Source organism: Sphingorhabdus sp. Alg239-R122 (assembly GCF_900537065.1).
Classification (GTDB): domain Bacteria; phylum Pseudomonadota; class Alphaproteobacteria; order Sphingomonadales; family Sphingomonadaceae; genus Alg239-R122.
Window position 1 is genome coordinate 272,116 of sequence record NZ_UNRC01000003.1, and the last position, 25,730, is coordinate 297,845.

25 protein-coding genes and 1 riboswitch are annotated in these 25,730 nt (G+C 55.1%); of the genes, 10 read left to right on the plus strand and 15 right to left on the minus strand.

Features of this window, described 5'->3' with window-relative positions:
• Window positions 1-44: 44 nt before the first annotated feature.
• Together G6Q15_RS05200 and G6Q15_RS05205 are read right to left on the minus strand one after the other, a co-directional pair.
• On the minus strand, window positions 45-374 hold the full coding sequence (locus G6Q15_RS05200; protein ID WP_164116366.1) for a hypothetical protein: 330 nt from the start codon (window positions 372-374) through the stop codon (window positions 45-47).
• A gap of 165 nt (window positions 375-539) precedes the next feature.
• Window positions 540-1,970: an MATE family efflux transporter gene (locus G6Q15_RS05205; protein ID WP_164116369.1), complete on the minus strand. Its 1,431-nt coding sequence runs from the start codon at window positions 1,968-1,970 to the stop codon at window positions 540-542.
• Window positions 1,971-2,217: 247 nt separating this feature from the next.
• Window positions 2,218-2,428: riboswitch (cobalamin riboswitch) on the plus strand.
• Between the two features lie 124 nt (window positions 2,429-2,552).
• Between G6Q15_RS05205 and G6Q15_RS05210 the strand changes: the two genes are divergently transcribed.
• From G6Q15_RS05210 to G6Q15_RS05225, 4 genes are read left to right on the plus strand one after another with little or no spacing between them, the layout of a single operon-like run.
• The gene (locus tag G6Q15_RS05210; protein ID WP_164116370.1) at window positions 2,553-4,499 is read left to right on the plus strand and encodes a TonB-dependent receptor; all 1,947 of its coding nucleotides are present in this window, start codon (window positions 2,553-2,555) and stop codon (window positions 4,497-4,499) included.
• Window positions 4,499-5,335, plus strand: coding sequence for an ABC transporter substrate-binding protein (locus G6Q15_RS05215; RefSeq protein WP_164116373.1), 837 nt, complete (start codon window positions 4,499-4,501; stop codon window positions 5,333-5,335). Before G6Q15_RS05210 ends, G6Q15_RS05215 begins: the two co-directional genes overlap by 1 nt.
• Complete coding sequence (locus G6Q15_RS05220) at window positions 5,332-6,297, plus strand: iron ABC transporter permease (protein ID WP_164116375.1); 966 nt, start codon at window positions 5,332-5,334, stop codon at window positions 6,295-6,297. Before G6Q15_RS05215 ends, G6Q15_RS05220 begins: the two co-directional genes overlap by 4 nt.
• The gene (locus tag G6Q15_RS05225; protein ID WP_164116377.1) at window positions 6,294-7,076 is read left to right on the plus strand and encodes an ABC transporter ATP-binding protein; all 783 of its coding nucleotides are present in this window, start codon (window positions 6,294-6,296) and stop codon (window positions 7,074-7,076) included. The genes G6Q15_RS05220 and G6Q15_RS05225 overlap by 4 nt, the downstream gene beginning before the upstream one ends.
• Before the next feature lie 2 nt (window positions 7,077-7,078).
• Here the strand turns inward: G6Q15_RS05225 and G6Q15_RS05230 are convergent, their stop codons facing one another.
• The gene (locus tag G6Q15_RS05230; RefSeq protein WP_164116379.1) at window positions 7,079-7,666 is read right to left on the minus strand and encodes a hypothetical protein; all 588 of its coding nucleotides are present in this window, start codon (window positions 7,664-7,666) and stop codon (window positions 7,079-7,081) included.
• A 108-nt stretch (window positions 7,667-7,774) separates the two neighbouring features.
• Entirely contained in the window at window positions 7,775-9,163 is a 1,389-nt protein-coding gene (locus tag G6Q15_RS05235) for a methyl-accepting chemotaxis protein (RefSeq protein ID WP_164116381.1), read from the minus strand.
• Between the two features lie 192 nt (window positions 9,164-9,355).
• Between G6Q15_RS05235 and uvrA the strand changes: the two genes are divergently transcribed.
• Both uvrA and G6Q15_RS05245 read left to right on the plus strand, forming a co-directional pair.
• Window positions 9,356-12,247, plus strand: coding sequence for an excinuclease ABC subunit UvrA (gene uvrA / locus G6Q15_RS05240; RefSeq protein ID WP_164116383.1), 2,892 nt, complete (start codon window positions 9,356-9,358; stop codon window positions 12,245-12,247).
• A gap of 61 nt (window positions 12,248-12,308) precedes the next feature.
• The gene (locus G6Q15_RS05245) at window positions 12,309-12,704 is read left to right on the plus strand and encodes a nuclear transport factor 2 family protein (RefSeq protein WP_164116385.1); all 396 of its coding nucleotides are present in this window, start codon (window positions 12,309-12,311) and stop codon (window positions 12,702-12,704) included.
• Between the two features lie 37 nt (window positions 12,705-12,741).
• On the opposite strand, the gene G6Q15_RS05250 is transcribed toward G6Q15_RS05245, so the two are convergent.
• The 3 genes from G6Q15_RS05250 to G6Q15_RS05260 form a co-directional block, all read right to left on the minus strand.
• Window positions 12,742-13,491, minus strand: coding sequence for a VOC family protein (locus G6Q15_RS05250; RefSeq protein ID WP_164116387.1), 750 nt, complete (start codon window positions 13,489-13,491; stop codon window positions 12,742-12,744).
• An 80-nt stretch (window positions 13,492-13,571) separates the two neighbouring features.
• Entirely contained in the window at window positions 13,572-14,288 is a 717-nt protein-coding gene (locus G6Q15_RS05255) for a DUF2306 domain-containing protein (RefSeq protein WP_164116389.1), read from the minus strand.
• A gap of 39 nt (window positions 14,289-14,327) precedes the next feature.
• Window positions 14,328-14,843 carry a hypothetical protein gene (locus tag G6Q15_RS05260; RefSeq protein WP_164116391.1) on the minus strand — a complete coding sequence of 172 codons (516 nt, stop codon included), beginning with the start codon at window positions 14,841-14,843 and terminating at the stop codon, window positions 14,328-14,330.
• Between the two features lie 324 nt (window positions 14,844-15,167).
• Between G6Q15_RS05260 and G6Q15_RS05265 the strand changes: the two genes are divergently transcribed.
• Window positions 15,168-15,374, plus strand: coding sequence for a cold-shock protein (locus G6Q15_RS05265; RefSeq protein ID WP_164116393.1), 207 nt, complete (start codon window positions 15,168-15,170; stop codon window positions 15,372-15,374).
• Between the two features lie 301 nt (window positions 15,375-15,675).
• The gene (locus G6Q15_RS05270) at window positions 15,676-17,268 is read left to right on the plus strand and encodes an isocitrate lyase (protein ID WP_164116395.1); all 1,593 of its coding nucleotides are present in this window, start codon (window positions 15,676-15,678) and stop codon (window positions 17,266-17,268) included.
• 117 nt (window positions 17,269-17,385) lie between these two features.
• Here the strand turns inward: G6Q15_RS05270 and G6Q15_RS05275 are convergent, their stop codons facing one another.
• From G6Q15_RS05275 to G6Q15_RS05295, 5 genes are all read right to left on the minus strand, one after another.
• Window positions 17,386-17,796 (minus strand): MAPEG family protein, encoded by a 411-nt coding sequence (locus tag G6Q15_RS05275; RefSeq protein ID WP_164116397.1) that lies wholly within the window; start codon window positions 17,794-17,796, stop codon window positions 17,386-17,388.
• Between the two features lie 56 nt (window positions 17,797-17,852).
• Complete coding sequence (locus tag G6Q15_RS05280; protein WP_164116398.1) at window positions 17,853-18,335, minus strand: YHS domain-containing (seleno)protein; 483 nt, start codon at window positions 18,333-18,335, stop codon at window positions 17,853-17,855.
• A gap of 235 nt (window positions 18,336-18,570) precedes the next feature.
• Window positions 18,571-19,494: an AraC family transcriptional regulator gene (locus G6Q15_RS05285; protein WP_164116400.1), complete on the minus strand. Its 924-nt coding sequence runs from the start codon at window positions 19,492-19,494 to the stop codon at window positions 18,571-18,573.
• Between the two features lie 289 nt (window positions 19,495-19,783).
• Complete coding sequence (locus tag G6Q15_RS05290; RefSeq protein ID WP_164116402.1) at window positions 19,784-20,230, minus strand: MAPEG family protein; 447 nt, start codon at window positions 20,228-20,230, stop codon at window positions 19,784-19,786.
• 26 nt (window positions 20,231-20,256) lie between these two features.
• Complete coding sequence (locus G6Q15_RS05295) at window positions 20,257-20,574, minus strand: YciI family protein (RefSeq protein WP_164116403.1); 318 nt, start codon at window positions 20,572-20,574, stop codon at window positions 20,257-20,259.
• A 108-nt stretch (window positions 20,575-20,682) separates the two neighbouring features.
• Between G6Q15_RS05295 and G6Q15_RS05300 the strand changes: the two genes are divergently transcribed.
• Window positions 20,683-21,276 (plus strand): TetR/AcrR family transcriptional regulator, encoded by a 594-nt coding sequence (locus G6Q15_RS05300; RefSeq protein WP_164116405.1) that lies wholly within the window; start codon window positions 20,683-20,685, stop codon window positions 21,274-21,276.
• A 758-nt stretch (window positions 21,277-22,034) separates the two neighbouring features.
• Here G6Q15_RS05300 and G6Q15_RS05305 read toward each other — a convergent pair.
• A complete protein-coding gene (locus G6Q15_RS05305) occupies window positions 22,035-23,285 on the minus strand; it encodes an argininosuccinate synthase (RefSeq protein ID WP_164116407.1) in 1,251 nt (416 codons plus the stop codon).
• Window positions 23,286-23,397: 112 nt separating this feature from the next.
• Between G6Q15_RS05305 and G6Q15_RS05310 the strand changes: the two genes are divergently transcribed.
• Complete coding sequence (locus tag G6Q15_RS05310) at window positions 23,398-23,841, plus strand: DUF1801 domain-containing protein (RefSeq protein ID WP_164116408.1); 444 nt, start codon at window positions 23,398-23,400, stop codon at window positions 23,839-23,841.
• 2 nt (window positions 23,842-23,843) lie between these two features.
• Here G6Q15_RS05310 and G6Q15_RS05315 read toward each other — a convergent pair whose 3' ends face one another.
• Both G6Q15_RS05315 and G6Q15_RS05320 read right to left on the minus strand, forming a co-directional pair.
• Window positions 23,844-24,332, minus strand: a complete 489-nt coding sequence (locus tag G6Q15_RS05315; protein WP_164116411.1) for a DUF4440 domain-containing protein — start codon at window positions 24,330-24,332, stop codon at window positions 23,844-23,846.
• Window positions 24,333-24,424: 92 nt separating this feature from the next.
• Window positions 24,425-25,678 carry a cyclopropane-fatty-acyl-phospholipid synthase family protein gene (locus tag G6Q15_RS05320; RefSeq protein WP_164116413.1) on the minus strand — a complete coding sequence of 418 codons (1,254 nt, stop codon included), beginning with the start codon at window positions 25,676-25,678 and terminating at the stop codon, window positions 24,425-24,427.
• Window positions 25,679-25,730: the final 52 nt, after the last annotated feature.

The window sequence follows — 25,730 nt, forward strand, 5'->3', positions numbered from 1 at the left end:
CAGGGCGTGTCTTTGTATCTTAGACAAAAGTGACGCTCTCGCTGTTATTCCGCTATGCGGCCCGGTGGTTTACGGTGACGCATCCTCTGGATCAGTCGGCGGTCCAGAATACTGCATATCTGCATCCATTCTTGCGCCTTTTGATGTGTGCCGGACTGCCTCTCACTTTCAGCCATATGGTATGCATGTTCAGCTGCGTTCAGGCCATGGTTGGCGAGCAGGCGCAGCGCGGACTGGACATAATGGCTGCGCAGCGCATCCGCAGCTGTTTCAAAACGGGCATTGTCGTTTGCGGCACGACCATGGGCTGAATCATATCCCGAAATAAGTGGCAGTTTGGCAGATCGGGTATGCGATAAAGAAAATGGGTGCATGGTATAAGCCCTTGTAATGCAAAAAGTGTAATGCAGAAGACAGCATCGCGATGGGAGTAACGGGATGCGCTACTGTTACCGCCCACGGGCTAATATTGAATTGGGAGTATTGGTTAAAATCTTCCCGGCATATTTAACCATGCATGTGAACAAAAGGAGATATGTTCAGGCCTTAGCGGTCTGCGCAGCATGCTGACGGGTGACGAGCTGCAACGCCATCCAATAGGCAAGCAGGCCGAATAACACGCCGCCAATGGCGGGCCCGACGAGGACGCCTTCTGCGCCATAATAATGACTGCCGGCCCAGGCAAAGGGCAGCACACCAATAGTATTGCGGCCCCAGTTCAGCCATGTCGCCCAACGCGGGCGGTCCAGGTTATTGAATGTCGCATTGGCAATATAGAGTATGCCGTTGAACAGGAAGAGCGGGGTAACGACCAACCCAAACAGGGCGACCAGGTCCTGCCCCTGTTCGCTCAGGTTGAACTGCGCCGCTATCGGGCGGGCGAACAGGTAAAGCAATGGCCAGATGATGAGCAGGTAACCAGCGGCAAACAGCACGGCATTGTTGATAGCTGTACGCGCCCGGTCGAGCCGCATTGCGCCGAAATTCTGCCCGACAATCGGTCCGATCGCACCGGAGAGGGAGAAGAACAGGCCAAAAGCCACCGGAATAATCCGCCCGATCAGCGCATAGGCCGCCACGATCGCGGCGCCATATTCGGCAATGAAGCGGAACGATATTGCACCGCCCACAGGGGTGGCGAGGTTGGTCAGCACCGCCGGGATCATAATGTCCCATATGGCAGGCAGGTTGGCCTGGAACTCTTCCTTACGGAAAGGCGCAAATCCGCCATATATGCGCAGCACCGGCCAAAGGCCAAACGCGGCCATGGCAAAAATGGACAGCACGGTGGAATAGGCCGCGCCTGCAAAACCAAGGCCGACACCGAAAATCAGAATCGGATCGAAGATACCATTGGTAAACGCCATAGCAAGTGTGGTGTTCATCGCCCTTTTTGCATCTCCATGCGCGCGTAAAAAGCCTGAACAGACCATGCCAAGCACCGTTATCGGCGTGAATGGCATTACGATGCGGATATATTGCACAGCGGCATCCTTTGCCGCGCCGCTTGCGCCAAACAGGTCCATTATCTGCGGCGAAAATACCCAAAATGCGATAGTGACAGGTATGGACAGGCCCACACCCAGCAGGGCGATATGGGTTAGCAGCGCGCGTGCGGCCTCCGCATCGCCGCTTCCTATCCGCCGTGCGGCAAGTGCACTGATGGCAATCATCAGGCCGATATTGAGCGCACTGTTGAAAAACAGCAGGGTTGCGGCAAAGCCCATGCCGGCAGTGAGTGCATCATCGCCCAGTTGCGATATGAAATAGAGGTCGGCAAAATCGACCAGAAACATTGCGAGCAGGCCGAAGGATGAGGTCAGCGTCATAACCGCGACATGATGCATCAAATTGCCAGTCAGGAAGCGGGCCTGTTTGCTGTTGGCGGCATTGTCCTCGTCATGGCCGAGCTCACTGTCCATACCAGCCTCGCTGGCGCCGGTGGCGCTACCGATCGGCGCATGGGGCAATTCATCGTCGGGGGTCTGTGTGATGGTAATTTTCCGATACTGAGTTTAGCCGATACTGGGTTTAACCGATACTGGGTTTAACCGATTCAGGCACTGGATGAACTTGCCGGTTGCTACTGCATCGCGCGCGGTGATGCCAGCTATGTTTAGTTTAGCAGCAATAAGCGTCGTTTAACGACTTCTGGCATTCAATATCCGTTCGTGCATCTGTTCGCAGGGGCTTGCACAAATGTACATAGGCTTTTAAAGCCCGTTTCACGTTACAGGTCGGGCGGAAACGTCCGTGAATTGGGAATTTGGAACATGGCTGCGTGCATTAGGCACACAGCTGCACCAAAGCTGCCCTCGCAACTGTGACCGGCGAGTTTTTGCATATCAAGCCACTGGAGCAATCTGGGAAGGCATGCGGAAATGAGGACCCGGGAGCCAGGAGACCAGCCCGTAACGGTCGTTTTTCCGCACGGGCGAGGTGTACCGAACGGACGAAGCATGGTTTTGGGTGCGGCAATGGTGCTGCGTTCTGAAACCAGCCCTTCGCATGACGGCGTTAAGTGAAACGGTCATGGTGAAGGAGAAAAACCCATGAAAAAACTACGAAGAAATACGCTGCTGGGCGGGTTATCTGTCCTGGCTTTGGTAAGCGTGCCTGATATCGCAAAGGCGCAGGATGTTGCAGGTGCAAAAGAGTATAGCGATAAGATCGTAATTGCGGACCTACGTTTGCCGGCAGAAGAATCGATAGTCGTAATCGCTACTGGCAATAGAGAGAAAATCACCCGGCAAGGCCAGGCCATCACTGTCATTGGCGAAGAAGAACTGGAGCGCATCCAAGCCGCAGATATCTTGCCAGTCCTTGAACGCGCGCCCGGCGTTACAGTCTCTCGCAATGGCCCTGTTGGGGGATTTTCCGCTGTTCGCATCCGCGGCAGCGAAGCGGAGCAGGTGCTAGTGCTGATCGATGGTGTACGGGTGAATGATCCATCGTCGCCGGGTGGCGGGTTTGATTTCAGTAATGCACTCGCGGGCAATATCTCAAAAATCGAATTATTGCGCGGGCCCAACTCCGTGGTGTGGGGCAGTCAGGCTGTGGGCGGTGTTATTGCTATCACGACCGGCGGGCAGGGCGATACCATTAATCTGCGCGGTGAATATGGCAGCTTTGATACCTTCAATATTTCCGGCAATGTATCACGTGATATCGGCCCGTTGTCTCTTGGCGTAAGCGGCGGTTATTACCAGACGGATGGCTATTCCAGCTTTGCGGGTGGAACCGAAGCTGATGGTTTTGACCAGGCCTATGTAAATGCGCGGGCCAATGTGGAAATCACCGACGGCCTAAGCGCCGAAATGCGTGGCCGATATGCCGATGGCCGCACCGAGATTGACGGTTTCCCCGCACCGCTATTCGCCTTTGCAGATACGGCCGAGTTTCAGGATACCGAGCAATGGTCGGGCTATGCCGGGCTGGCTTACTTGGGCGACAGTTTCTCCCTGCGGGGTGGCTATTCGATCAGCGATATTGATCGCACGAATTTCAATCCAGCATTCGGGAATAATCCTAGTTTCTTTGCCAAAGGTCGTACAGAAAGATTTGAATTAAAAGGTAATTGGTATATTACGGATCAATTCGCTTTTGCTTTCGGTGCGGAAAGTGAGAACAGCGAATTTAATACCGGGGCGACCGCAGAAACGGGGATTGACAGCGGCTATGGCCTGCTGAGTTTTTCGGGCGGACCACTCAACCTTTCGGCGGGTCTACGCGTAGATGACCATGAGCAGTTTGGGTCTGAAGTGACACTGGGTGCCAATGGCAGTTTCGATATCGTCGGTGAGTGGCGTTTCCGGGCCAGCTATGGCGAAGGTTTCAAGGCACCCACTTTGTTTCAGCTGCTGAGCGATTTTGGCAATGCGTCGCTGCAGTCAGAAAAAAGCCAGAACTATGATATCGGTATTGAACATGGTTTGCGCCAAGCGGGGTTTTATGCGGCGCTGACGTTGTTTCAGCGCGATACCCGGAACCAGATTGATTTTGTGTCCTGTTTTGGCGTGGTTGATCCTATTTGCACTGGTCGCCCGTTTGGCACGTATGACAATGTGGCGAAGGCACGGGCGCGAGGGTTTGAAGCGGAGCTGGGTGCTGATGTATCGGCCCGGCTGCGCACCAGTGCGGCCTATAGCTATATCGACACTGAAAACCGAAGCGAAGCTTCGCCCAATTTCGGTAATGTATTGGCACGGCGGCCGAAACATGCGCTGACACTTTCGGCGGACTGGAACAGCAGCAAAACGCGTGAGGGCGTCAACATCGGTGCGGATATGCGGCTGGTCGGCGACAGTTTCGACAATGCGCCCAATTCCGTCCTGCTCGACGGCTATGCGCTGCTGACACTGCGTACATCGGTGCCATTCGGTGATATGTTCGAACTATATGGCCGTATCGAAAACCTGTTTGATGTCGATTACCAGACCGTGGCCAATTTTGGCACAGCCGGCCGTGCGGGCACAATCGGCGCAAGGGTTCGTTTCTGATGAAACGGCTTCTCCTTCCGGTATCTTTGCTGCTCACCGCCTGTTCGGGTGGTGAGCGGCAAGAAGCACCGGAAGGAGAGCTGCCTAGCATTGTTTCGATCAATCCCTGCACCGATGCGATATTGGCTGAGGTGGCCGACCCTGCGCAGATACTGGCAATCAGCCATTATTCACATGATCCGCAGGCGGCTTCGATGCCACTGGAGATTGCACGGCGCTACCCCGCCATTTCGGGCAGTGTCGAAGAAGTGTTAGCGCTTGAGCCCGATATTGTCATCGCGGGCGGGCATGTCAGCCCAGCCGCGGTTGACGCACTGGACCGGCTCGGGATTGTACTTGTACAGGCCCCGGTTGCGAACAGCGTCGAAGAAAGCGATGCCGCGATCCGTTCTATTTCAGCCGCCATTGGACGGACGGAGCAGGGAGAAAAGCTGGTGAGGCGTATTGCCGCAGCGCTTGACGAAAACGCACCGCAGTCTGGCGGACCTGTGCCTGCTCTGGTCTGGCAGGGCGGGGGGCTTGTACCGGGCGGCGGCACATTGATCGACGACCTGCTGTCGCGCGCCGGCTTTGATAATGTGGCGGAGGATCACGGGCTTGCCATGTGGGATGTGCTGGGCCTTGAATATCTGGTCGATAATCCGCCCCGGGTGCTGCTTTCGTCAACGGGTTCCGTGGCGCAGGAGGACAGGATGCTGGGCCATCCGGCGCTGAAGCATCTTGAAGGACAGATGAAAACCGCGCAGTTTGACCAAAGCCTGATTTTTTGTGGCGGGCCGACCATTATCCGCGCAGCAGAGCGGCTGGCGGCGATAAGGCGGGAGGTAAAAGAATGAATACCCGCCTCAACCTTTTTCTTATTTTTGTGCTTGCCGTGACTTTTGTGCTGTCTTTGCTGGCGGGCAAGGTGTGGCTGCCATTTGATGAATGGGGCGCAGGTGGCACAGCGGCTATCATTCTGGCGGAACTACGCCTGCCGCGTGCGGTGCTGGCGATTGTGATTGGTGCAGGATTGGGCATGGCGGGTGCGGTGATGCAGGGTTTTCTGCGCAACCCGCTGGCGGATCCCGGACTGTTCGGCATTTCACCGGGTGCTGCGCTGGGTGCTGTGCTGTCGCTCTATTTCGGTTTTGCGGCCAGCGCGTGGCTGCTGCCTATATTCGCCCTAATCGGTGCAGGTGGAGCGATGTTCCTGCTGGCACTGATCGCCGGACGCAGCGCGAGCATTATCCTGTTCACGCTTGCGGGCATGATGATTGCCAGCCTTGCTGGCGCTTTTACCTCGCTCGCCATATCGCTCGCGCCCACGCCTTTTGCCATGACCGAAATCGTCACCTGGTTGATGGGTGCGCTCACTGACCGAAGCTGGCGCGATGTCTGGATTGCCGCGCCGCTTATTGGACTTGGCATGGTGTGCCTGATGATGACAATGCGCGCGCTGGATGCGCTGACATTGGGCGAGGCGGCGGCACGTTCGCTGGGCGTGAATATGGTGCGACTGCAATGGTGGATTATCATCGGCATCGGGTTGAGCGTCGGTGCATCGGTGGCAGTGGCGGGTATAATCGGCTTTGTCGGACTGGTTGTGCCGCATCTTGTACGCCCGCTCACAGATGGCAGGCCATCTTCGCTGCTTGTCCCTTCGGCGTTGGCAGGCGCAGTGCTGCTGCTCGCCGCGGATAGCCTGGTCCGTATATTGCCAATGGCGAGCGAGCTGCGTCTTGGTATTGCCATGTCGCTAATCGGCGGACCATTTTTCCTGGCGCTCCTCATCCAGATGCGGAGGAAGCTCGCATGACGCTCGCAGCGCAAGACATCAGCGTCCGGCTAGGCAATACGCAGATACTGGAAGGCGTGCACGCGGCTTTTGCGCGCGGGCAGGTGAGTGCGATAGTCGGCCCCAATGGCGCCGGCAAATCGACCCTGCTTGATTGCCTTGCAGGCTTGCGCGTGCCGGATATGGGTGAAGTGTCGCTGGATGATGCCCCCTTGACTGATATTCCGCCCGGACAGCGTGCACAGCGGCTCGGCTATCTGCCGCAGGTGCAGGATGTGCATTGGGACATTGATGCGCGCGCGCTGGTGGCGATAGGCCGTTTTCCGCATCGCGGCGCTTTTGCGGGTGAAAGCGAGATGGACCGCAGCGCGATTGATGATGCCATGGCAGCTATGGATGTGACAGGGTTTGCGGCCCGCAGCGTGAACAGTCTGTCGGGCGGTGAACGTGCAAGGGTACTGGTGGCGCGCGTACTGGCTACACAGCCTGATTGGCTGTTGGTCGATGAACCGCTGGCCAACCTTGATATCGCGCATCAACTGGACATGCTGGCCGCGCTCCAAAAGGCGGCGCATGATGGCGGTATGGGTGTTGTCATGGTGCTGCACGATTTGTCTCATGCCATGAACTTCGCCGACCATGTGCTCATGCTGGACAGCGGCATGGTAGCTGCAAATGGCGGGCCTGCCGATGCGTTATCAGTGCAGAATATCGAAAATGTGTATCATGTGCATGCGCGGTGGCTGGAAAGCGGTGACGGACAGAAACTGTTGTATAGCGCCCCGCATGACCAGGCCTGAATTTAGCGGGTTTTTGCTTTTGTATCCATCTTCTTTGTGTACAGCCCGTCAAAAACGGTCGTCCATGTTGTGCCGTCGTCCTGGCTGGATTGCCAGTGCTGGCGCACACTGCCGTCGGCATTCGGCGTCCATGTCACACGGCTGATGGGTGCGTCTTTTGCCTTGTGGGCCATGCCTTTGTCACCCAGCACCATTTCGCCTTTGTCATTCAGGCCGCCTTCGATAAACAGCGCGCCACCATCACGGCCGATCCATGTCTGATGCCAGACTTTGCGTGCGGCATCGTAAAAGCTCATGCTCATGCCGGTATAGCCGCCTTTGGTTGTGTAATCCTCGCTCACTACGCAACCCAGATGCTCAGATGTCAGGATGTTGGTGGCGCTCGGCGCATCCCGCCCCGCCGGGGTAACATCCCATGTGCCCAGCCAGAAATTAAACTGCTTGTGCTCTGGCGTGTCGCACGGGGGTGTCTGCGCCGGTGCTGGTGGCGGCGGTGTGTTCTGGGTTTCCTGCGCGATTGCCGGGCAGGCGAGTGAAAACAATGCCGCCGCGATACATGCTTTCGCCCTGATATTTTGTGAATAAGCCATAGTGTCCCCCATTAGTGTGGGCATCTTATGCGGCAGGAGGTGCTACCATGGCAAATATGGCTCGACCAAGTGCGAACAGGTTTCGATTATGGCAGGATGGCTCCGCGCCTATGCGTTCCAGCTTTTGCGCAGCCGTCCGACAAATTCATTGCTGCGCTTGCCGAGCAGGGCCATATTCTCGTCCACCTTGCCAAAGCCGGTTTCAAGCGCTTCGATATCGTCGTTCACATCCTGTGTATCGCTGCGGATAATTGCGATCGAACCCGACATGCTGTCAGCGGCAAGGGCGGTCTCATCAACAGCGGCGGTGATGGTGGTGACGGTCTGTGCCTGTTGTTCCATCGCCTCGCGGATACGCGTGGCTGATGCCTGTACATTTTCGACTGTCGCGCGGATTTGCCGGCTGGTTTCGACATTGGTCGAAGCCGCGCTTTGGATCGCTCCGATTTTTGTCGCAATCTCGCCTGTGGCCTTGGCGGTCTGGCTGGCGAGGCTCTTGACTTCTTGCGCGACGACCGCAAATCCGCGCCCCGCTTCACCTGCGCGTGCGGCTTCTATCGTGGCGTTGAGCGCGAGCAGGTTGGTCTGACCTGCAATTTCCTGAATCAGGCTGACAATGGATTCGATGGATTCCGCGTGACCCGCTAGTGTGGCGGAAACATTGGCGGCTTCCTGTGTCTGCTCTGCGGCTTGTGTTGCGATTTCAGCAGCGCCCTGAACTTCATGACGCGTATCTTCAATCACACGGATCAGCCCGGCCGTGGTTGTCGCGGCTTCGCGCATAGCTATGGCTGACTGCTCTGCGGCAGATGCCACTTCGGATGATTTTTCGTGCATCCGCGCCGTCCGCTCGGATACCTGCTGCGCCTGTTTTTTCAGATGTGTACTATTGCCCGAAATTTCATCAATGGTGCTGGCTATTTCGTGGGTGAAATGGTCGCCGCTCTCATTCTGCCGCGTTTCCGCCATGGCTTGTTTCACCATGTCATAGCAATAGGTGAGGATGGTGATTTCCAGCGCCGCGACTGATGTTATGACACGGTGGTAATCGGCATAGGCCGGGTCATCTGCCGCCACATTGCGTTGCATGATTTCCATGCATTTTTGTGACCCTGCCATTGATGCGGCGATAAATAGGTTTAGCGGAATGTCGTTGCTGTTCGCAATTCGTGCAGTTTCGTGGATATTTTCGATCCATGCGCCATTTTCAACTTCGCTATAGCGCGAACGGATATATTCGGGCGTGGCCCTGATCCGTGCCTCTACATCTCCGCGGGCAAGATCGGTAATGTCATGCCCCTTGTCTTTCCAGAAGCCCCAGAAAGCTTCACCGATTTCAATGGCATCATCGGCGATGCGCGCAAACATTTCCGCGCCCACCCGGTTCAAATCACCGTGCGAATTATGAAGCGTCAGCGTGTCGGCAAAATACTGCCTGTAGCGTGCCTCTTCACGGGCCAGAATAGTGTCATCGATTTTAAGTGTCTGCGCGGTCATGCAATGCTCCTAAGGTCTTGAACCGGGCATAGGGTAGACATGGTTAATTATTGGTTAGGAACATACACATTTGCACATTAGTCACGGATCGCCATATGGGGAACGAAATATAGGTACTGATGGACTTGCTTCATTGGAACAAATATGGAACAAGCGGATTGCCACTCTGACTCATATAAAGGTTTCTTCTGAATGTTGACCAAGATAAGCGTCCGGGGCGCACGCGAACATAATCTCAAGGGCGTGGATATCGACCTGCCGCGTGACAGCCTGATTGTCATGACCGGCCTGTCGGGCAGCGGCAAATCGTCGCTGGCGTTTGATACTATCTATGCAGAAGGCCAGCGGCGCTATGTCGAAAGCCTTAGCGCTTATGCCCGGCAATTCCTGGAGATGATGCAGAAACCTGATGTCGAGCATATCGAAGGACTGTCGCCCGCGATTTCGATTGAGCAGAAAACCACCAGTCGCAACCCGCGTTCGACCGTGGCGACGGTGACGGAGATTTACGACTATATGCGCTTGCTCTGGGCGCGTGTGGGCGTGCCATACAGCCCCGCGACCGGCGAACCTATTACAGCGCAGAGCGTGTCAGTGATGGTCGACCGTGTGCTCGCCATGCCGGAGGGGACGCGTTTCTACCTACTCGCCCCAGTGGTGCGCGGCCGCAAGGGGGAATATCGCAAGGAGCTGGCCGAATGGACCAAGGCGGGTTTTACCCGCGTGCGCATTGATGGCGAATTTTATGATATCGAGGATGCTCCCGCGCTCGACAAGAAATACAAGCATGACATTGAAGTCGTGGTCGACCGGCTCGGCGTGAAACCCGGCATGGAAACGCGGCTTGCGGATAGTTTTGAGACTGCGCTGCGGCTCGCCGACGGGCTTGCCTATGTTGATCTGGCCGATGGCGCCGTGCCGGGGCGTGAGGATGACACAGAAGCTGGCGGCGCGATGAAAGGCGCCGGAATTCCCGATAACCGCATCGTGTTCAGCGAAAAGTTCGCATGTCCGGTGTCCGGCTTCACGATTGAGGAAATCGAGCCACGGCTATTCTCCTTCAACGCTCCGCAAGGAGCGTGCCCCGCGTGCGATGGCCTGGGTGAGAAACAATATTTCGACCCGCAACTGGTCGTGCCCAACGGCGAATTGTCGCTTAAAAAGGGCGCGGTTATGCCCTGGGCGAAATCCAACCCGCCATCCCCTTATTATATGCAGGTGCTGGGGTCGCTCGCGCGGCATTTCGAATTTGCAATGGATACACCGTGGCGCGATCTGCGGCCGGAACATCAGGACGTGATCCTGAACGGCACGGGCGGCCTGCCAGTGCTGCTGACGTTCAAGGACGGGCGCAAATCCTATGAAGTGAAAAAACCGTTCGAGGGCGTGGTTGGCAATCTCAACCGCCGCATGCTGCAGACCGAAAGCGCGTGGATGCGTGAGGAGCTGTCGAAATACCAGGCGGCGGCACCGTGCGAAGTGTGCGACGGTGCACGACTCAACCCGAAGGCGCGCGCGGTCAAGATCGCCGGACAGGACATTTCGATGCCAACCCGGCTCAGCGTCGGAGACGCGGTGGAGTTTTTCGCGGGGCTGAACGACCACCTGACCGACCAGCAACAACAGATTGCGAAAGCGATTCTGAAGGAAATCAACGAACGGCTTGGTTTTCTGAATAACGTAGGCCTCGACTATCTCAACCTTGACCGAACATCGGGAACATTATCCGGCGGGGAGAGCCAGCGTATCCGGCTCGCCAGCCAGATCGGCTCGGGGCTTAGCGGCGTGCTCTATGTGCTCGATGAGCCGAGCATTGGCCTGCACCAGCGCGACAATGACCGGCTCCTGGAAACGCTCAAACGGCTGCGTGATCTTGGCAATACGGTGATTGTGGTCGAGCATGACGAGGATGCGATCCGCAATGCCGACCATGTGGTTGACCTTGGCCCCGGCGCGGGTGTGCGCGGCGGCGAAGTGGTGGCGCAGGGGACGCTGAAGCAGATCCTGAAATCAAAAAAGTCGCTCACCGCCGATTACCTGACGGGGCGAAAGAAGATCGCAGTCCCCGAAAAGCGCCGCAAGGGCAGTGGCAAAGCGCTCACCGTGCATGGCGCGGAGGCGAACAACCTGCGCGGCGTCACCGCCTCAATCCCGCTCGGCACCTTCACCTGTGTCACCGGCGTGTCAGGCAGCGGCAAAAGCTCGCTCACGATCGACACGCTCTATGCTGCCGCCGCGCGGTCATTGAACGGCGCGCGCATCATTGCGGGCAAGCATGAGCGCGTGACCGGGCTCGAACATTGTGACAAGGTGATTGATATCGACCAGTCGCCCATTGGCCGCACCCCGCGCTCCAACCCGGCGACCTATACCGGTGCGTTCACCAATATCCGCGACTGGTTTGCCGGCCTGCCCGAAAGCCAAGCGCGGGGATACAAGCCGGGGCGTTTCTCTTTCAACGTGAAAGGCGGACGCTGCGAAACCTGCCGCGGCGACGGGCTGATCAAGATTGAGATGCACTTCCTGCCCGATGTGTATGTGACGTGTGAGGAATGCAGCGGCAAACGCTATAACCGCGAAACGCTGGAGGTAAAATTCAAGGGCAAGTCGATCGCCGACGTGCTCGACATGACGGTCGAGGACGCGGTCGAGTTTTTCAAGGCGGTGCCGCCGATCCGCGACAAGATGGCGATGCTCTACGAAGTCGGCCTAGGCTATGTAAAGGTCGGCCAGCAGGCAACGACGCTATCGGGCGGCGAGGCGCAGCGCGTAAAGCTCGCGAAGGAACTTTCCAAGCGCTCAACGGGCAAAACACTCTATATCCTCGACGAACCCACCACAGGCCTGCATTTCGAGGACGTCCGCAAACTCCTCGAAGTCCTCCACCGCCTGGTCGAACAGGGCAACAGCGTGATCGTGATCGAACATAATCTCGACGTCATAAAAACCGCCGACTGGATACTCGACCTAGGCCCCGAAGGCGGCGTGAAGGGCGGAGAAATCGTCGCGGAAGGCACACCGGAGCAAGTGGCCGCGAATAAGCGGAGCTTTACGGGGGGGTATTTGCGGGGGATGTTGGGGTAGATAGCATGATACTACTGTAGGTAGAATATTATTCATATCAGAAGTGCGAAAGGACTGTCACATGACCCCATCCCAGAACACCGAAACCGCCAAGGCATTTTATGACCTTATGTTTAACCAGTGCCAGCCTGCGCGGGCGGTGGGGCTTTATGTGGGGGCGGAGTATATTCAGCATAATCCGGATGTTGCGGATGGGAAGCAGGCGTTTGTGGATTATTTTGAGCGCATGGCGAAGGACTATCCGGGCAAGCGGGTGGAGTTTGTCCGCACGGTCGCCGAGGGGGACAAGGTGGTGCTGCATTGCCTCCAGACCTGGCCCGCGACGGAGACCTCAGAGGCGCAGGAATATGCGGGGATCGACATTTTTCGCTTCGACAGCAACGGCAAGGTAGTCGAGCATTGGGACGTGCTGCAGATCGTTCCCGAAGCCGCGCTGCACGATAACGGGATGTTTTAGGATATGCGCGCGCCGCGCATTGTGATTGGTTTGGTGTTTAGCCGATAACAAGTTCGGCAAAGCCGCATTGGTTGTCCGGTGTTTGCCTAATTTTAGTGTCGTCCGCCTGGCGGTGCTGGATTTCGAGCACGCCATAGGGGCGCTGCCACAGCCAGGGCCTGTTCTCAACAGCGGTCAGGTCTTCATGCGGCGGGGTGTCGCCGGTAAAAGCAAGGAAATAGAGCGTGAAATTATAGTCTGGTACGGGCTGCACCGACAGCAGTCGCATGCCCAGCTGGTCGCGGTAATGGGCAAGCTCGGCATCAATATTGCTGGTTCGTAGCGTTATGTGTGCGATCATCGCGCCGCCGCCAAGGGGCAGGGTGCTGTCTCCGCCTACAGTTTTTGGCTGCCCTGCAAAGCTGTGTTGCAGCAATTCAACCTGAAACCCTTCCGGGTCGGTGACATGGCACAGGTAACCGATATCCCCGAATTGCTGCGGTGTGGTGATTTGCGCGCCTTTTTCCTTTAGCTGGCGATAGGCCATATCCAGATCGGGCAGGGTAATGCCTATTTTCCAGTAACGGTCATTCGGGGCGTGGCGGTACGGTTTCTTGTCCGACGCCGGACGCAGCGCCATATAGGCGCTTTGCGGGCCATATCCGACGCGCAGTTCATCGCCGGCCTGCTGTGCCTGCATGCCCAGATATTCGGTGTAAAAACGCGCCAGTGCGTCCGGGCTATGTACATGAAGCGCAAGGCCGGACAGTGTGATGCCTGATGATGCTATATCGTCTTTATTTTGCATAGCTGACCATATCGCACAGTTTTTGGCAGGCAAAGCCTTCAATCGTCGTCTGGCTTAACCAGCAGCGAATGCAGTGGACTTCACATAGCCTGTATCCGCCCGTCATGCGGCGTTTTCCACCAGCGGGTGAAGAGTACGCGCACCAGCCAGAAGAGCATGATGGCGATGATCGCGAGCGGGATGAGGCGGAGCAGGCCGCTGTCGCGCCAGCTTTGCGGAAAAACATGGTCATTGGCGACAAACAGTATCGCCGCGGCAAAGAAAAAGGCGAAGCACATCCGCCATAAATGTCGCGCGATGCGGTGCCGCCCGCTAAGCCCGCCGCGCACCAGCACGCTGATATCAAGCGCGCCCAGCCATGCGGCTATGCCCGCCAGCACGTAATAGACAGAGGGCGGCATCAGGTCGAGCGGGTCGCTGCGCCCTGCGATCAGCTGCCCCATATAGACGCTGATGGCGGCGAGTGTGAATATGCCGAGCATGGCAATGCGTTCGATCCACCCGGTTTCACCATCATCGCGCCGTGCCGCCGCCCATCCGGTCACGGCCAGATAGAGCGCGGTGAGGGCGATAATCATCGTCCCTGTCCGCGTGGCGAGCGACGCGTCTGCCTTGATTGCGGCAAGGTACGTGCCGTCCAGGCATACCAGCACCATGCAGGTGGTGAAGATGCGCCCCGCCATGCGGTGCGGACGCGACCCCTTGGTGAGCAGCAGCGCGGCAATTCCCGCTGCGAGCAGGATGGTGCCGGCAAATATGTGGAACAGCACGAAAGGGGAATCGGGGTTTCTCAGCATGCCTGCCTTCGCAATCTCTTTTCTGTCCGCCGTGCGGACCTACTCCGTCAGGTTCAGCGTGCCATTGGTGGTGTCGCCATCGCCGTTGAGCGTTAGCGTGAACTCCTTACCCTCGTCACTGGTGCCGGTGACGGTGTTGCCGGAAATGGTGGCGGTGCCGCCATCTTCGCGCATTTTGTCCGCAAACCAGGTGGCGACTTCTTCGCTGCCGGCGGGGGAGGTGAAGCGCAGCTCGACCTTGGCATCACCCTTGCCATTTTTCTTGTTGGCGTTGACGTTCAGTCCGGTGATTTTGGAGCCGGGATATATTTTGTCGCTCTTGTCAGTGCGCGCGTCGATGTTGAGATCAGGGATATCGAGGTCGAGATTGAAACCCTCGGCATTAATCGAGATATTGGTCTTGCCATCCTCGCTGCCATCACCGGTCTTGATCGACACTTCGGTTTTTTCCTCGACCGTCTCCTGAATCTTCTCTTCAACGCTTTCCTGCACGCGCTCACAGGCGGCGAGTGTGAGGGGCAGGGTGATAAGCGGTAGGATATAGAATTTGCGCATGGGGATACTCCTTACTGTGTTATTTAATTAACACGGTAAGGCGGTGGGTGGTCCATGTCAAGCAGGGCGGGTATTCTCCCGCTATCCGGCCCATGAGTTGCCCGTTTCGGCGCCTATTGAGGCGCAGTTTGCGGACACGGCTTGCTATTGCGGTGATGCGCTCCTATGTAAGCCGTGCTGGATGTCGCCCTAGGTGACTGAATATGGCCGTTTTGCTGCTCTACTCTCTCTTCCGAATACGTTTCTGGCACTTGTTACGCGGGACCAATGCTGCGCCGATCCACGGCGTGCGGGGTGCTCGCGGTTTATTAAAGGAATACAGTTATGCCAACAGGCACAGTTAAATTTTTCAACGCCGACAAAGGCTATGGTTTCATCGCTCCTGAAGAAGGCGGCAATGACGCATTCGTACATATTTCGGCCGTTGAAGCAGCGGGCATGCGCACACTGGAAAAAGACCAGCGCGTGAATTACGAGCTTCAGGAAGATCGTCGCGGCAAAATGGCTGCCGCCAACCTGTCAGCGGCTTGAGCCCAGACAGGATATTGCGATAGCGGGGATATTCCCGCTTTGCACTACATATAGATTGGGCCGGCAGGGGAACCTTGCCGGCCTTTTTATTACCTGGTTTTTGGCAGGGAAGAAAGTTGTAAATATATTTACAACTTTACATTAAATGCACGTCTCCAAACATCAACATGACAAGAATTTATTCAACTTTTTCTGGATATTTGGCTATTTTCCGTCCATTCAAGGTGTGACGGGTGCAAATTAATTGACATTGCGCCGCACAATACACCAATTTACATACTCCCCGGATAAGGAAAGAAACATGTCATATCAGGAAATAATCAAGGCCAATGAAGGATTGATCGGCGGTAAAAACGGTACATGGGGCAGCATCGATGCCGAATCTGCGGCACGGATGCAGCTGCAGAACCGGTTCAAAACCGGCCTGGATATCGCGAAATACACAGCGAAAATCATGCGCGAAGATATGGCGGCCTATGATGCTGACCCTGCCAATTACACCCAGTCACTGGGTTGCTGGCACGGATTTATCGCGCAGCAGAAGATGATTTCCATCAAAAAGCATTTCGGTGATACGAAGCGCAAATATCTCTACCTTTCCGGTTGGATGGTTGCGGCATTGCGCAGTGAATTCGGCCCGCTGCCGGATCAGTCGATGCATGAGAAAACGTCAGTGCCGGCGCTGATCGAAGAGTTGTACACTTTCCTGCGTCAGGCAGATTCACGTGAGCTCAACCTGTTGTTCCGCGGCATTGATGCGGCGCGCGAAGCGGGCGATGCGGCACGTGAGAAAGAGCTGCTCGATCAGGTTGAAAACTATCAGACGCATGTCGTGCCGGTTATCGCCGATATCGATGCCGGTTTCGGTAATGCAGAGGCTACTTACCTGCTGGCCAAGAAAATGATCGAAGCGGGTGCCTGCGCATTGCAGATCGAAAACCAGGTGTCGGATGAGAAACAGTGTGGGCACCAGGATGGTAAAGTGACCGTGCCGCATGAAGACTTCCTCGCGAAAATCCGGGCATGCCGTTATGCGTTCCTGGAACTGGGCATTGAGGACGGCATTATTGTCACACGTACCGATTCACTCGGCGCAGGCCTGACAAAACAGATTGCGGTCAGCAAAGAGCGGGGCGATATTGGCGACAAATATAACAGCTTTCTTGATTGCGAAGAAATTGACCCTGCCACGGCACAGAATGGCGATGTTGTCATCAACCGTGACGGCAAGCTGATGCGGCCCAAGCGCCTGCCATCGGGCCTGTTCCAGTTCCGTGCGGGCACCGGTGAAGACCGCTGTGTTCTCGACAGCATCACCAGCCTGCAAAACGGCGCTGACCTGCTCTGGATCGAAACCGAAAAACCTCATGTTGAACAGATTGCCGGGATGATGGACCGGATCCGCGAAGTATGTCCGAATGCGAAGCTGGTCTATAACAACTCGCCATCGTTCAACTGGACGCTCAATTTCCGTCAGCAGGTCTATGACGCGATGGTGGCCGAGGGGCTGGACGTGTCTGAATATGACCGCGACAACCTGATGGACGCGAAATATGACAATACAGAGCTGGGTGAAGCGGCGGATAAGCGTATCCGCACGTTCCAGGCGGATGGCGCCAAGCGCGCAGGTATTTTCCACCACCTGATCACGCTGCCGACCTATCACACCGCGGCATTGTCAACGGACAACCTGGCGAAAGAATATTTCGGCGATGCGGGCATGCTTGGCTACGTTCTGGGCGTACAACGCAAGGAAATCCGCGAAGGCATTGCCTGCGTGAAGCACCAGAACATGTCGGGCAGCGACATTGGCGATGACCATAAGGAATATTTCGCCGGGGACGCCGCACTGAAGGCTGGCGGCGTCCACAACACCATGAACCAGTTCGGATAACCGGGCGCGGGGCACCACGCACCGTATCCATCACGAGTTTTTCCTGGGGAGGAAAAAACAGGAAACCCCGCCGGCATTGCTGTCGGCGGGGTTTTTGGTGTCTAAAAGATCAATATCTTACAAGATAACCTGCGCGCCTATCACCAGTATGGCCGCCCAGGAAACTAGATAAACGGGTGTTCTCAAAGCAGGGATGGCCAGAATGTAAACAATGGCATGTGCGATGCGGGCAAAAAAGAATATCTTTGCCCATTGCGCTACTGTGGCTCCTGTTGAAGCATCGCCAATGAGGCCGGCGGCAACTACAACCGCAATGAAAGCTGGCATGGTTTCCACCATGTTCAGATGGGCCCGTTTGGCTCGGTTCACCCATAAAGGCGTTTCAGGTTCGCGCGCAGGAAAGCCTTCAGGATAGTTATGAAGGAATGCTGGAATGCCCCAGATGAACATTCGCGCCAGAATATAGGGGGTCCATAAAAGGACAGTAAGAAGGCCGCTTAGTGCCAGATAGTAATATGCTGTTTCCATGAGAATATCTCCCGATACGGGGCAGGCGACAAGCACCTGTCCCTGAAGTTGGCGGGTTAAAGGTCTTTTGCTGCAGTATGCCGGATTTGCTTCCAGTTGCGCTCAGCCTTGGCTATGGCGCCTTCCGGGTCTTTCAGATAGGCATTGAAGACAGCTTCACTCAAAAAGACATATAGCTTGCCGTCACGGACATCCGCCCAGCGTGGATCGCCGTCAAATTTTTTGCCAACCGATACGTCAAATGTACAAAAGCCGCCGTTTTGAGGCATGTAACGACCCGGGGCCGCAGTAAAGCTGTCCAGATTAGCCTGAGTAGAGAAATAGTAAGCTACGCCATCATGGACGGCAGTGTATTTTGCCGACCCCTGGATTCGGTTGCCTGTGTCGATGAATGCGACTGTGTCCACCCCGTGTAATGCGAGTGGAGCGCTTGCCGCTGTCAGCCCTGATGACACATTGTATTCATCAGCCGCTGTCGCAGGTGTGGCTGTCATAGCGGATAAAGCAATCGCAGAGAGAAGGGTAAATCGTTTAGTCATTGGTATTTCCTTTCAACATCAATTTTTGAGGAAGAGTTACAAGGATGGTGATCGCAGTTGCAGGCACAGTAATTGTGATGAATCGCTGGTTTTGCTGATTTGATTTATGCACTGCATGATCGCTTCCTTGTTTGCATCGCTGCTGAAGCCGAGATATCTATCTGAGACAGATTGGCAATATAATGACGTTAATTACCGACTTTATGCAAATCTATTGGGACGATATGCAAATTTATTATAAAGATTGACGGTATTTTGTAGGCGCTATGCCAAACTTCCCGGCAAATGCGCGTGTAAATGCAGCCGGTGATTGATATCCTGTTTGAACTGCCACCTGTTGGACTGAGCAATTGCTTTCATCGAGAAGTGAAAGTGCTTTTTGCAACCTCCAGTCGGACAGATATGACATTGGTCCTTGGCCGATCAGGCTGCCGAACCGGTCTGCGAAACGGCTTCTGGACATTCCCACTTCTGCTGCGAGACTTTCCACGCTCCAATGCATCCCGGAATTCTTATGGATAAGTTCAAGCGATTTTCCAATCTGGGGGTCTTGGAATCCATGTAACAAAGCCTGAATACCATCTGTGTCCTCTATACCCATGCGCAGGACCTCTATGAACATCATTTCAGACAATCTGCGCACCGAGGCATCGGATCCGATAGTATCGGAGAACATGCGGTGGCAGCTCATACGCAGGATCTCGTCTAGCCACGGATTCTGGGCGCGCATTGACGCCGTGATTACGACATGATCTGGCAAGGCCCGTAATACAGGGTGGTCAGCACCTTTGCGAAAGGTGAAATGCCCACAGATGAGTTGCGTCGCAGCGCTTGTCTCGCCGTCACCTACCACGAGTACACCTTCACCATCATATTGGACGGCATCAAGAACAGTCTCAAGAGAAGGGGCAGTTTCGACTGGCCCGTCTGAAAGAATATGAGTTTGTCCGCGCGGAATGAGAATCAGGTCACCAGCATTGAGCAATACATGATTATCACCAGGCAGGGTGACATGGCATTGTCCCTGTACAACCAGGTGGAACCGGGCGGCTTGTTCCAGCACAGGCACTGTAACAGACCAGGGTGCAGAAAAGTCTGTGCGGAAATAGAGCGCGCCTTTCAGGTTGAGCGTGTCGAGTATGTCGTTCAGGATATCCATTTGGCAAGCTTATATACTTGCAGAAAGTCCTGCAATATGGCTTTGACTGGAAAATGATCCCTATTTCTTTGCAGATCGTCCGGTATTCGGCCAGGGCATAAGGTTTAAGGTGCATTTACCCATATTCTCTTTTTGTTTTAAGCTGGAGGCATTGAGCTGCCTTGCCTGCAGGATTGAGCAAACGGGGGAACGTTTAAATTGTGAAGGGGTAGAACTATCCAAACCCCATAACGCAAAAGCCCCGCTGGCATTGCTGCCAGCGGGGCTTTTGGTATGATCGTACGCTTACTCAACTGATAAGCAGCGTATATACCGCCATCGTGGCTAGTATGCTGTTGGTTAGCCATCCACCAACATAAGCCAGTGTTCGTGGGCCGCCAGCCACCTTGCCAATGCCGCCATAATAAACCACCCAGAATGCAAGCCTGAAAGCGAGGTGTAATCCGGCGAGCCAGTTGACCCAGACCGGGCTGATACCGGCAATGATTGCCAGCAGTACAGCGGCGATGAAGGCCGGGTAATTTTCCACCGAATTCATATAGGTTCTGAGCACACGAAAACTCAGCTGTTCATGTGATCCTTTAAGCGGTCGCCCCGGTTCCTGCTCGCCGCTGGCAAAACCGAGCGGTGCATTTAATATAGCCTGAATTAATATGGCGAGACATAATAAGGCTAGGGCCAGTAAGGCGGGGTGATAGGCCGTTAAATATGGCAGTGATTCAAAAAGCGAGTTCATCAACATTATCCTTTAATTATTGTCACTTACATTTCCATATCCATGGCCTGCGCAATCTCTATCGTGCCGCCAATGTCCAGATGCGGTGATTTTTTTGTCATCGCTATTGCTGCATCCAGGTCATCTGCTTCCAGCACAGTGAAACCAGAAATGGGATTGGAGCCGCCATTATCCTCCACAGCGGCCGAGCTGACGGTGCTGGACTTGCCCACCGCCAGCCCGCGATCGACAACAGTATCACCCAGGCTTTCCATCCATGCCATCCATTCCACCATATGCTGTTGGCCTTCTTCGGGTGACATGGATGTTTTGCCGCCATGATAGACGAGTACAAATTTGGACATGATATTCTCCTGTTTTGATTGTGATGTCATTGCGGCTATCGCAGTTATTTAAATATGTTAAAGAACATATTTAAATTTCCATTATGACCAGATGTGAGGAGAAACAGGATGCCCTATAGTGCGCAGCATAAATTGAAGACGCGTAAGCAGATTATTGAAACTGCACGTGTACTATTTAACCGGCATGGTTTTGAAGGCGTTACTATTGACCGGATAATGGAAGAAGCGGGCTTGACACGCGGTGGTTTTTATAATCATTTCAAGAGTAAAGAAGCGCTTTATAGTGAGTCTGTTTCAAGCTTTCTTATGGGGCGGGGCGCTGTGTGGCGGACAGATGCAGGTATAGATCCGGCTAGACTGAACCCGCACATGGCCCGCCAGATGGTGCTAACTTATCTGTCGAGTGAGCATTTGGGCGATATTGATGGTCAGTGCCCGATGATTGCCCTGCCGTCAGATGTGGCGCGTGCAAATGCTGAAGTGCAATCATCGTATCAAACCTTGCTTGAGGCGATGGTGGGCTTGTTCGAGACTGGGCTGGGCGGGCAAGGGCAGTCAGCGCGAGAAGATGCCTTGTCTCTTGCAGCGCTATGTGTGGGGGGCATGATACTCGCGCGGACACTGCCGGATTCAGAGCTGGCGCAAGAAGTGCAGAACGCAGCGCTCAAGACATCTGATACCATCATGCAGAATTATCAATGATGAGGGCAGGACCCAAAACGCAAACGGGCGCTGGCATTGCTGCCAGCGCCCACTGCGCTTGAATACTCGGGCGAACCCGTTTGGGTATCGCACTCCTTTTGGATGGATGTCCTGACCTTTGCGCTCTTGCGAGAGTAAATTTCAGACCATGTCACCCTTGGGGGCCTTGCGGTCCGGCGATCTGGCCGCCTTTTCTTCCTGCGTCTGGCTCGCGCCGCTTTCAGGTGGGTGCTTTGAATTGCTTCGCTGCACGCTTTAGAAAACGGACGCTTGCCTGACACCATCCCGCTGATCCGTCGCTTGCCTCGTCCAATTTGCCCTTTGACAGGCCTATCTTTCGTGGCGCGCCCATGATCTGCGATCATCTGGCATCTGTTCAATTTATTTCTTTATCCTGTCTTGCGACAATCTAATGATATAATTCAAACAATCTTCCGGTTCATTTTCATCTTTTGAATTCCATAATGTTGCCACTACAGACTTCTTTCAGTTTCCACTCCGCTTACGCTTTGTTTCTACCTTCTTGCTCTTTGGCCGTTGCTGACCATGTCACATTCGGATGTCTTTGTTCCTTCCGATGACTTAAAACTGTCATGGCAGGCTGGCTCATGCAAGTAAATTGGGACGAGTTATCCACCCAGAGCGCCGAAATGCGTGGACCGTCCTGTGGATAACTTGTGGACAGTAACAAGCCGAAAGAGCTGCGTAATTATCTGATTCAAATCAGCAACTTAAAGCTGCCGCCTGTATGCCAAGAATCACTCGTCGTTCAATAGCGAATCCCGAGTCCTTCTTCCAAGCAGTCTCAACCGCAATGCGTTGAGCTTGATAAAGCCTTCCGCATCACGTTGGTCATAAGCGCCGGCATCATCCTCAAATGTGACCACGTCCTCGCTGTAAAGGTTATACTGCACGTCCGCCTTGCGGCCCACGACATTCACGCTGCCCTTATAGAGCTTGAGCCGCACCGTGCCGGTCACGTCTTTCTGGCTATGGTCGATCGCGGCCTGCAGCATCTCACGTTCAGGCGAGAACCAGAAACCGTTATAGATAAGCTCCGCATAGCGCGGCGCGAGTTCATCTTTCAGGTGCGCCGCGCCGCGGTCGAGTGTCAGCTGTTCGATACCGCGATGTGCCGCGAGATAGATCGTGCCGCCTGGCGTTTCATACATGCCGCGCGATTTCATGCCGACAAAGCGATTTTCGACAAGGTCGAGCCGCCCGATCCCGTGTGTACGGCCATAGTCGTTGAGCGTTTCCAGGATGGTTGCAGGCGACATGGCTTCGCCATTAATTGCCACCGCATCTCCGGCTTCAAAATCCATCTCGATATATTCGGGCGTGTCCGGCGCATCTTCGGGATGGTTGGTGCGTGAGTACACATAATCGGGCGTTTCGGTCCACGGATCCTCCAGCACCTTGCCCTCTGACGAGGTGTGCAGCATGTTGGCGTCGGTGGAAAACGGTGCTTCGCCGCGCTTGTCAGTGGGCACATCGATATTGTGCTTTTCGGCAAACTCGATCAGCTTCGTACGGCTGGTCAGATCCCATTCACGCCACGGGGCGATTACTTTCACGTCCGGGTCGAGCGCATAATAGCCGAGTTCGAAGCGCACCTGGTCATTGCCTTTGCCGGTGGCGCCATGGCTGACGGCATCGGCGCCGACCTGTTTGGCGATCTCGATCTGGCGTTTGGATATAAGCGGGCGGGCAATCGATGTGCCTAAAAGGTAAAGCCCTTCATACAGCGCATTGGCGCGCATCATCGGGAATACATAGTCGCGTACGAATTCCTCGCGCAGATCATCGATAAAGATATGCTCGGGCTTGATTCCCATGGCGAGCGCCTTGTCACGCGCGGGGCCCAGTTCCTCACCCTGACCAAGGTCAGCGGTGAAGGTCACCACCTCGCAGCCATATTCCACCTCAAGCCATTTCAGAATTACACTGGTGTCGAGGCCACCTGAATAGGCGAGAACAACACGTTTGGGAGCATCTGCAGCGGTCATGACGCGAATCCTTGTAAAATGGCTTTGGCCTGCCGGTAACAGGGCAGGGCGGCTGGCGCAATGCCAATGAAACTGATAATATCCTGGCGGATTTTATCGGAAGGAGCGAGCCATGGCGCAGGCGCAAAACAAAACCACGGAAAATGACGGCGATGTCAAAGCATTTATTGATGCGGTCGAGCATGAAGGCCGCCGGGAAGACGCCCGGGTGTTGCTGGGCCTGTTTGCGCGTGTGACGGGCAAGGAACCTAAAATGTGGGGTAACAGTATTGTCGGCTATGGCACCTACCATTACAAATATGACAGCGGGCGTGAAGGCGATTTCCTGCGCACCGGATTCAGCCCGCGCAAGGCGAACATGTCGATCTATATCATGGGTAGCTGCAAGGACGGGGCGGCACTGGAAAAACGCGAAGAGCTACTGATGCGGCTCGGGAAGCACAAGATGGGCAAATCCTGCCTCTATGTCACACGGCTAAAAAACGTTGATATGGATGTACTGGAAGAGCTGATCCGGCAGGATGTACGGAATATGGCGGAGATGTATCCGGAGTGAAATCAGCCGGCAGGTAGCACATCGCAGCGAATACCGGAAACATGACTGGACAGGGCCTGCCACCCGTATTGCGTATCCGGTGCGCGTTTCAACAGGTTTGAAGAAGTATAGCTGTGCAGGCACGGCTTGCCGTTATCGCCTGTCCTTTCACTGATACCGCGCCCGGTGACAGTGACCAGATTTGCGCCATGCCAGTCGATACGTTTTACAACATAACGGAAATTGACGGGATCCCAGGTATTTTCGGCGACACCTTTCAATTCTGCCTCACGCGTTGAGGCATTGCCATCCGGACTGATATTGATGAAAGTAGGAGCTAGAAAACGGCCCAGGCCATCGACATCCTGTGATCTGTAAAATGCGGGCCACACCGTGGTCTTGATTTCTTTCAGCCTGGCCTCGTCTTGCGCTGTTGCGGCGACCGTTCCGCTATTGGCAGTACACAGCGGCGCAGCGCAGAGAAGTGATATGACCAAAAGTCTTTTACGCATTGCAGTTCTCCGATACACGTTTCATGCAAATGGTAGCCGAATGGGATGCAAAGGCAATGTAACCGGTCGAATATCGCCTGCATCCGGTCAAATTATTCGCCGCGCAGTGTTTTCTCATTTTCCATCAGATAGTCGCGGGTGAGCGGCAGGGTGTGGCGATCACGGGCAAACTGTATCTGGTAATTGCACATGCCGCCGCTTTCAAAAGCCGCAGTGGCGCCCGCCAGATAGAATGTCCACATGCGGAAGAACTTTTCGTCATACAGCGCGATAATTTCGTCCTTTTGTGCCACGGTGCGTTTATACCATTCGCGCAGTGTATAAGCGTAGTGCAGCCTGAGCGTTTCAATATCGGTGGAAATCAGCCGGCTTTTCTCACTGGCCGCCAATGTTTCGCTGAGCGCCGGGATGTAACCGCCCGGAAAGATATATTTGCGGGTAAACGCATCGGTTTTGCCAGGACCGCCCATGCGGCCGATGGTGTGGAGCAGCATCACGCCGTCGTCGGTCATTAAATTCGCCACGGACCGGAAGAATTCTTCAAAATGCGGAGTTCCCACCGCTTCGAACATACCGACCGAAACGATACGGTCAAACTGGCCTGCGTCGCGTTTTGCAAGATCGCGATAGTCAATCAGCTCGAATTTGACGCGGTCCGCCACACCCGCAGCTTCGGCGCGTTGCCGTGCAAGCGCAAGCTGTTCTTCGCTTAGTGTAATGCCCAGCACATCGACATCCGCTTTTTTGTGCAGGTAAAGCGCCAGTCCGCCCCAACCGCAGCCAATATCAACAACGCGCTGTCCGGGTTTCAGGTCCAGCTTTGCGGCGATATGTGCTTTCTTGTCCGCTTGCGCCTGTTCGAGCGTCATGTCCGGCCCGTGCCGGTCAAAATCCCAATAGGCACAGGTATATTGCAGGTCTTCGTCCAGGAACAGCCGGTACAGGTCATTGCCAAGGTCATAATGGTGCGCAACGTTTTTCTGCGAACGACCCTGTTTGTTATACTGGTCAAGCTTTGCGGCAATGGTGTTTTTTATGCGGGTTAGCGGGGAGGATTCCCTGATCACGCCGTGACGTTCCCATGGCGTATTGCTGCGCAATAGCTGGATCAGTTCCATGATGTCGCCTTGTTCGATGATCAGGCGGCCGTCCATGAAAGTTTCCGCAGCACCAAGGCGCGGGTCAAGCATGATCTGCCGGACGACACCCTTGTCGGCGAGGCGGATGGACACATTTGGAAAACCGTCTGCCGGTGCGCCGAATGTTTCCTGACTGCCATCTGCATGGGTGAGGGTGAGTTCACCCTTTTTGATGACCGAACCCAGATACTTGCCGATAATACTCAAGCGATACTCCCCCCGGAAAATTCTATCGAATCACACGCCTAGCATAGTTTTC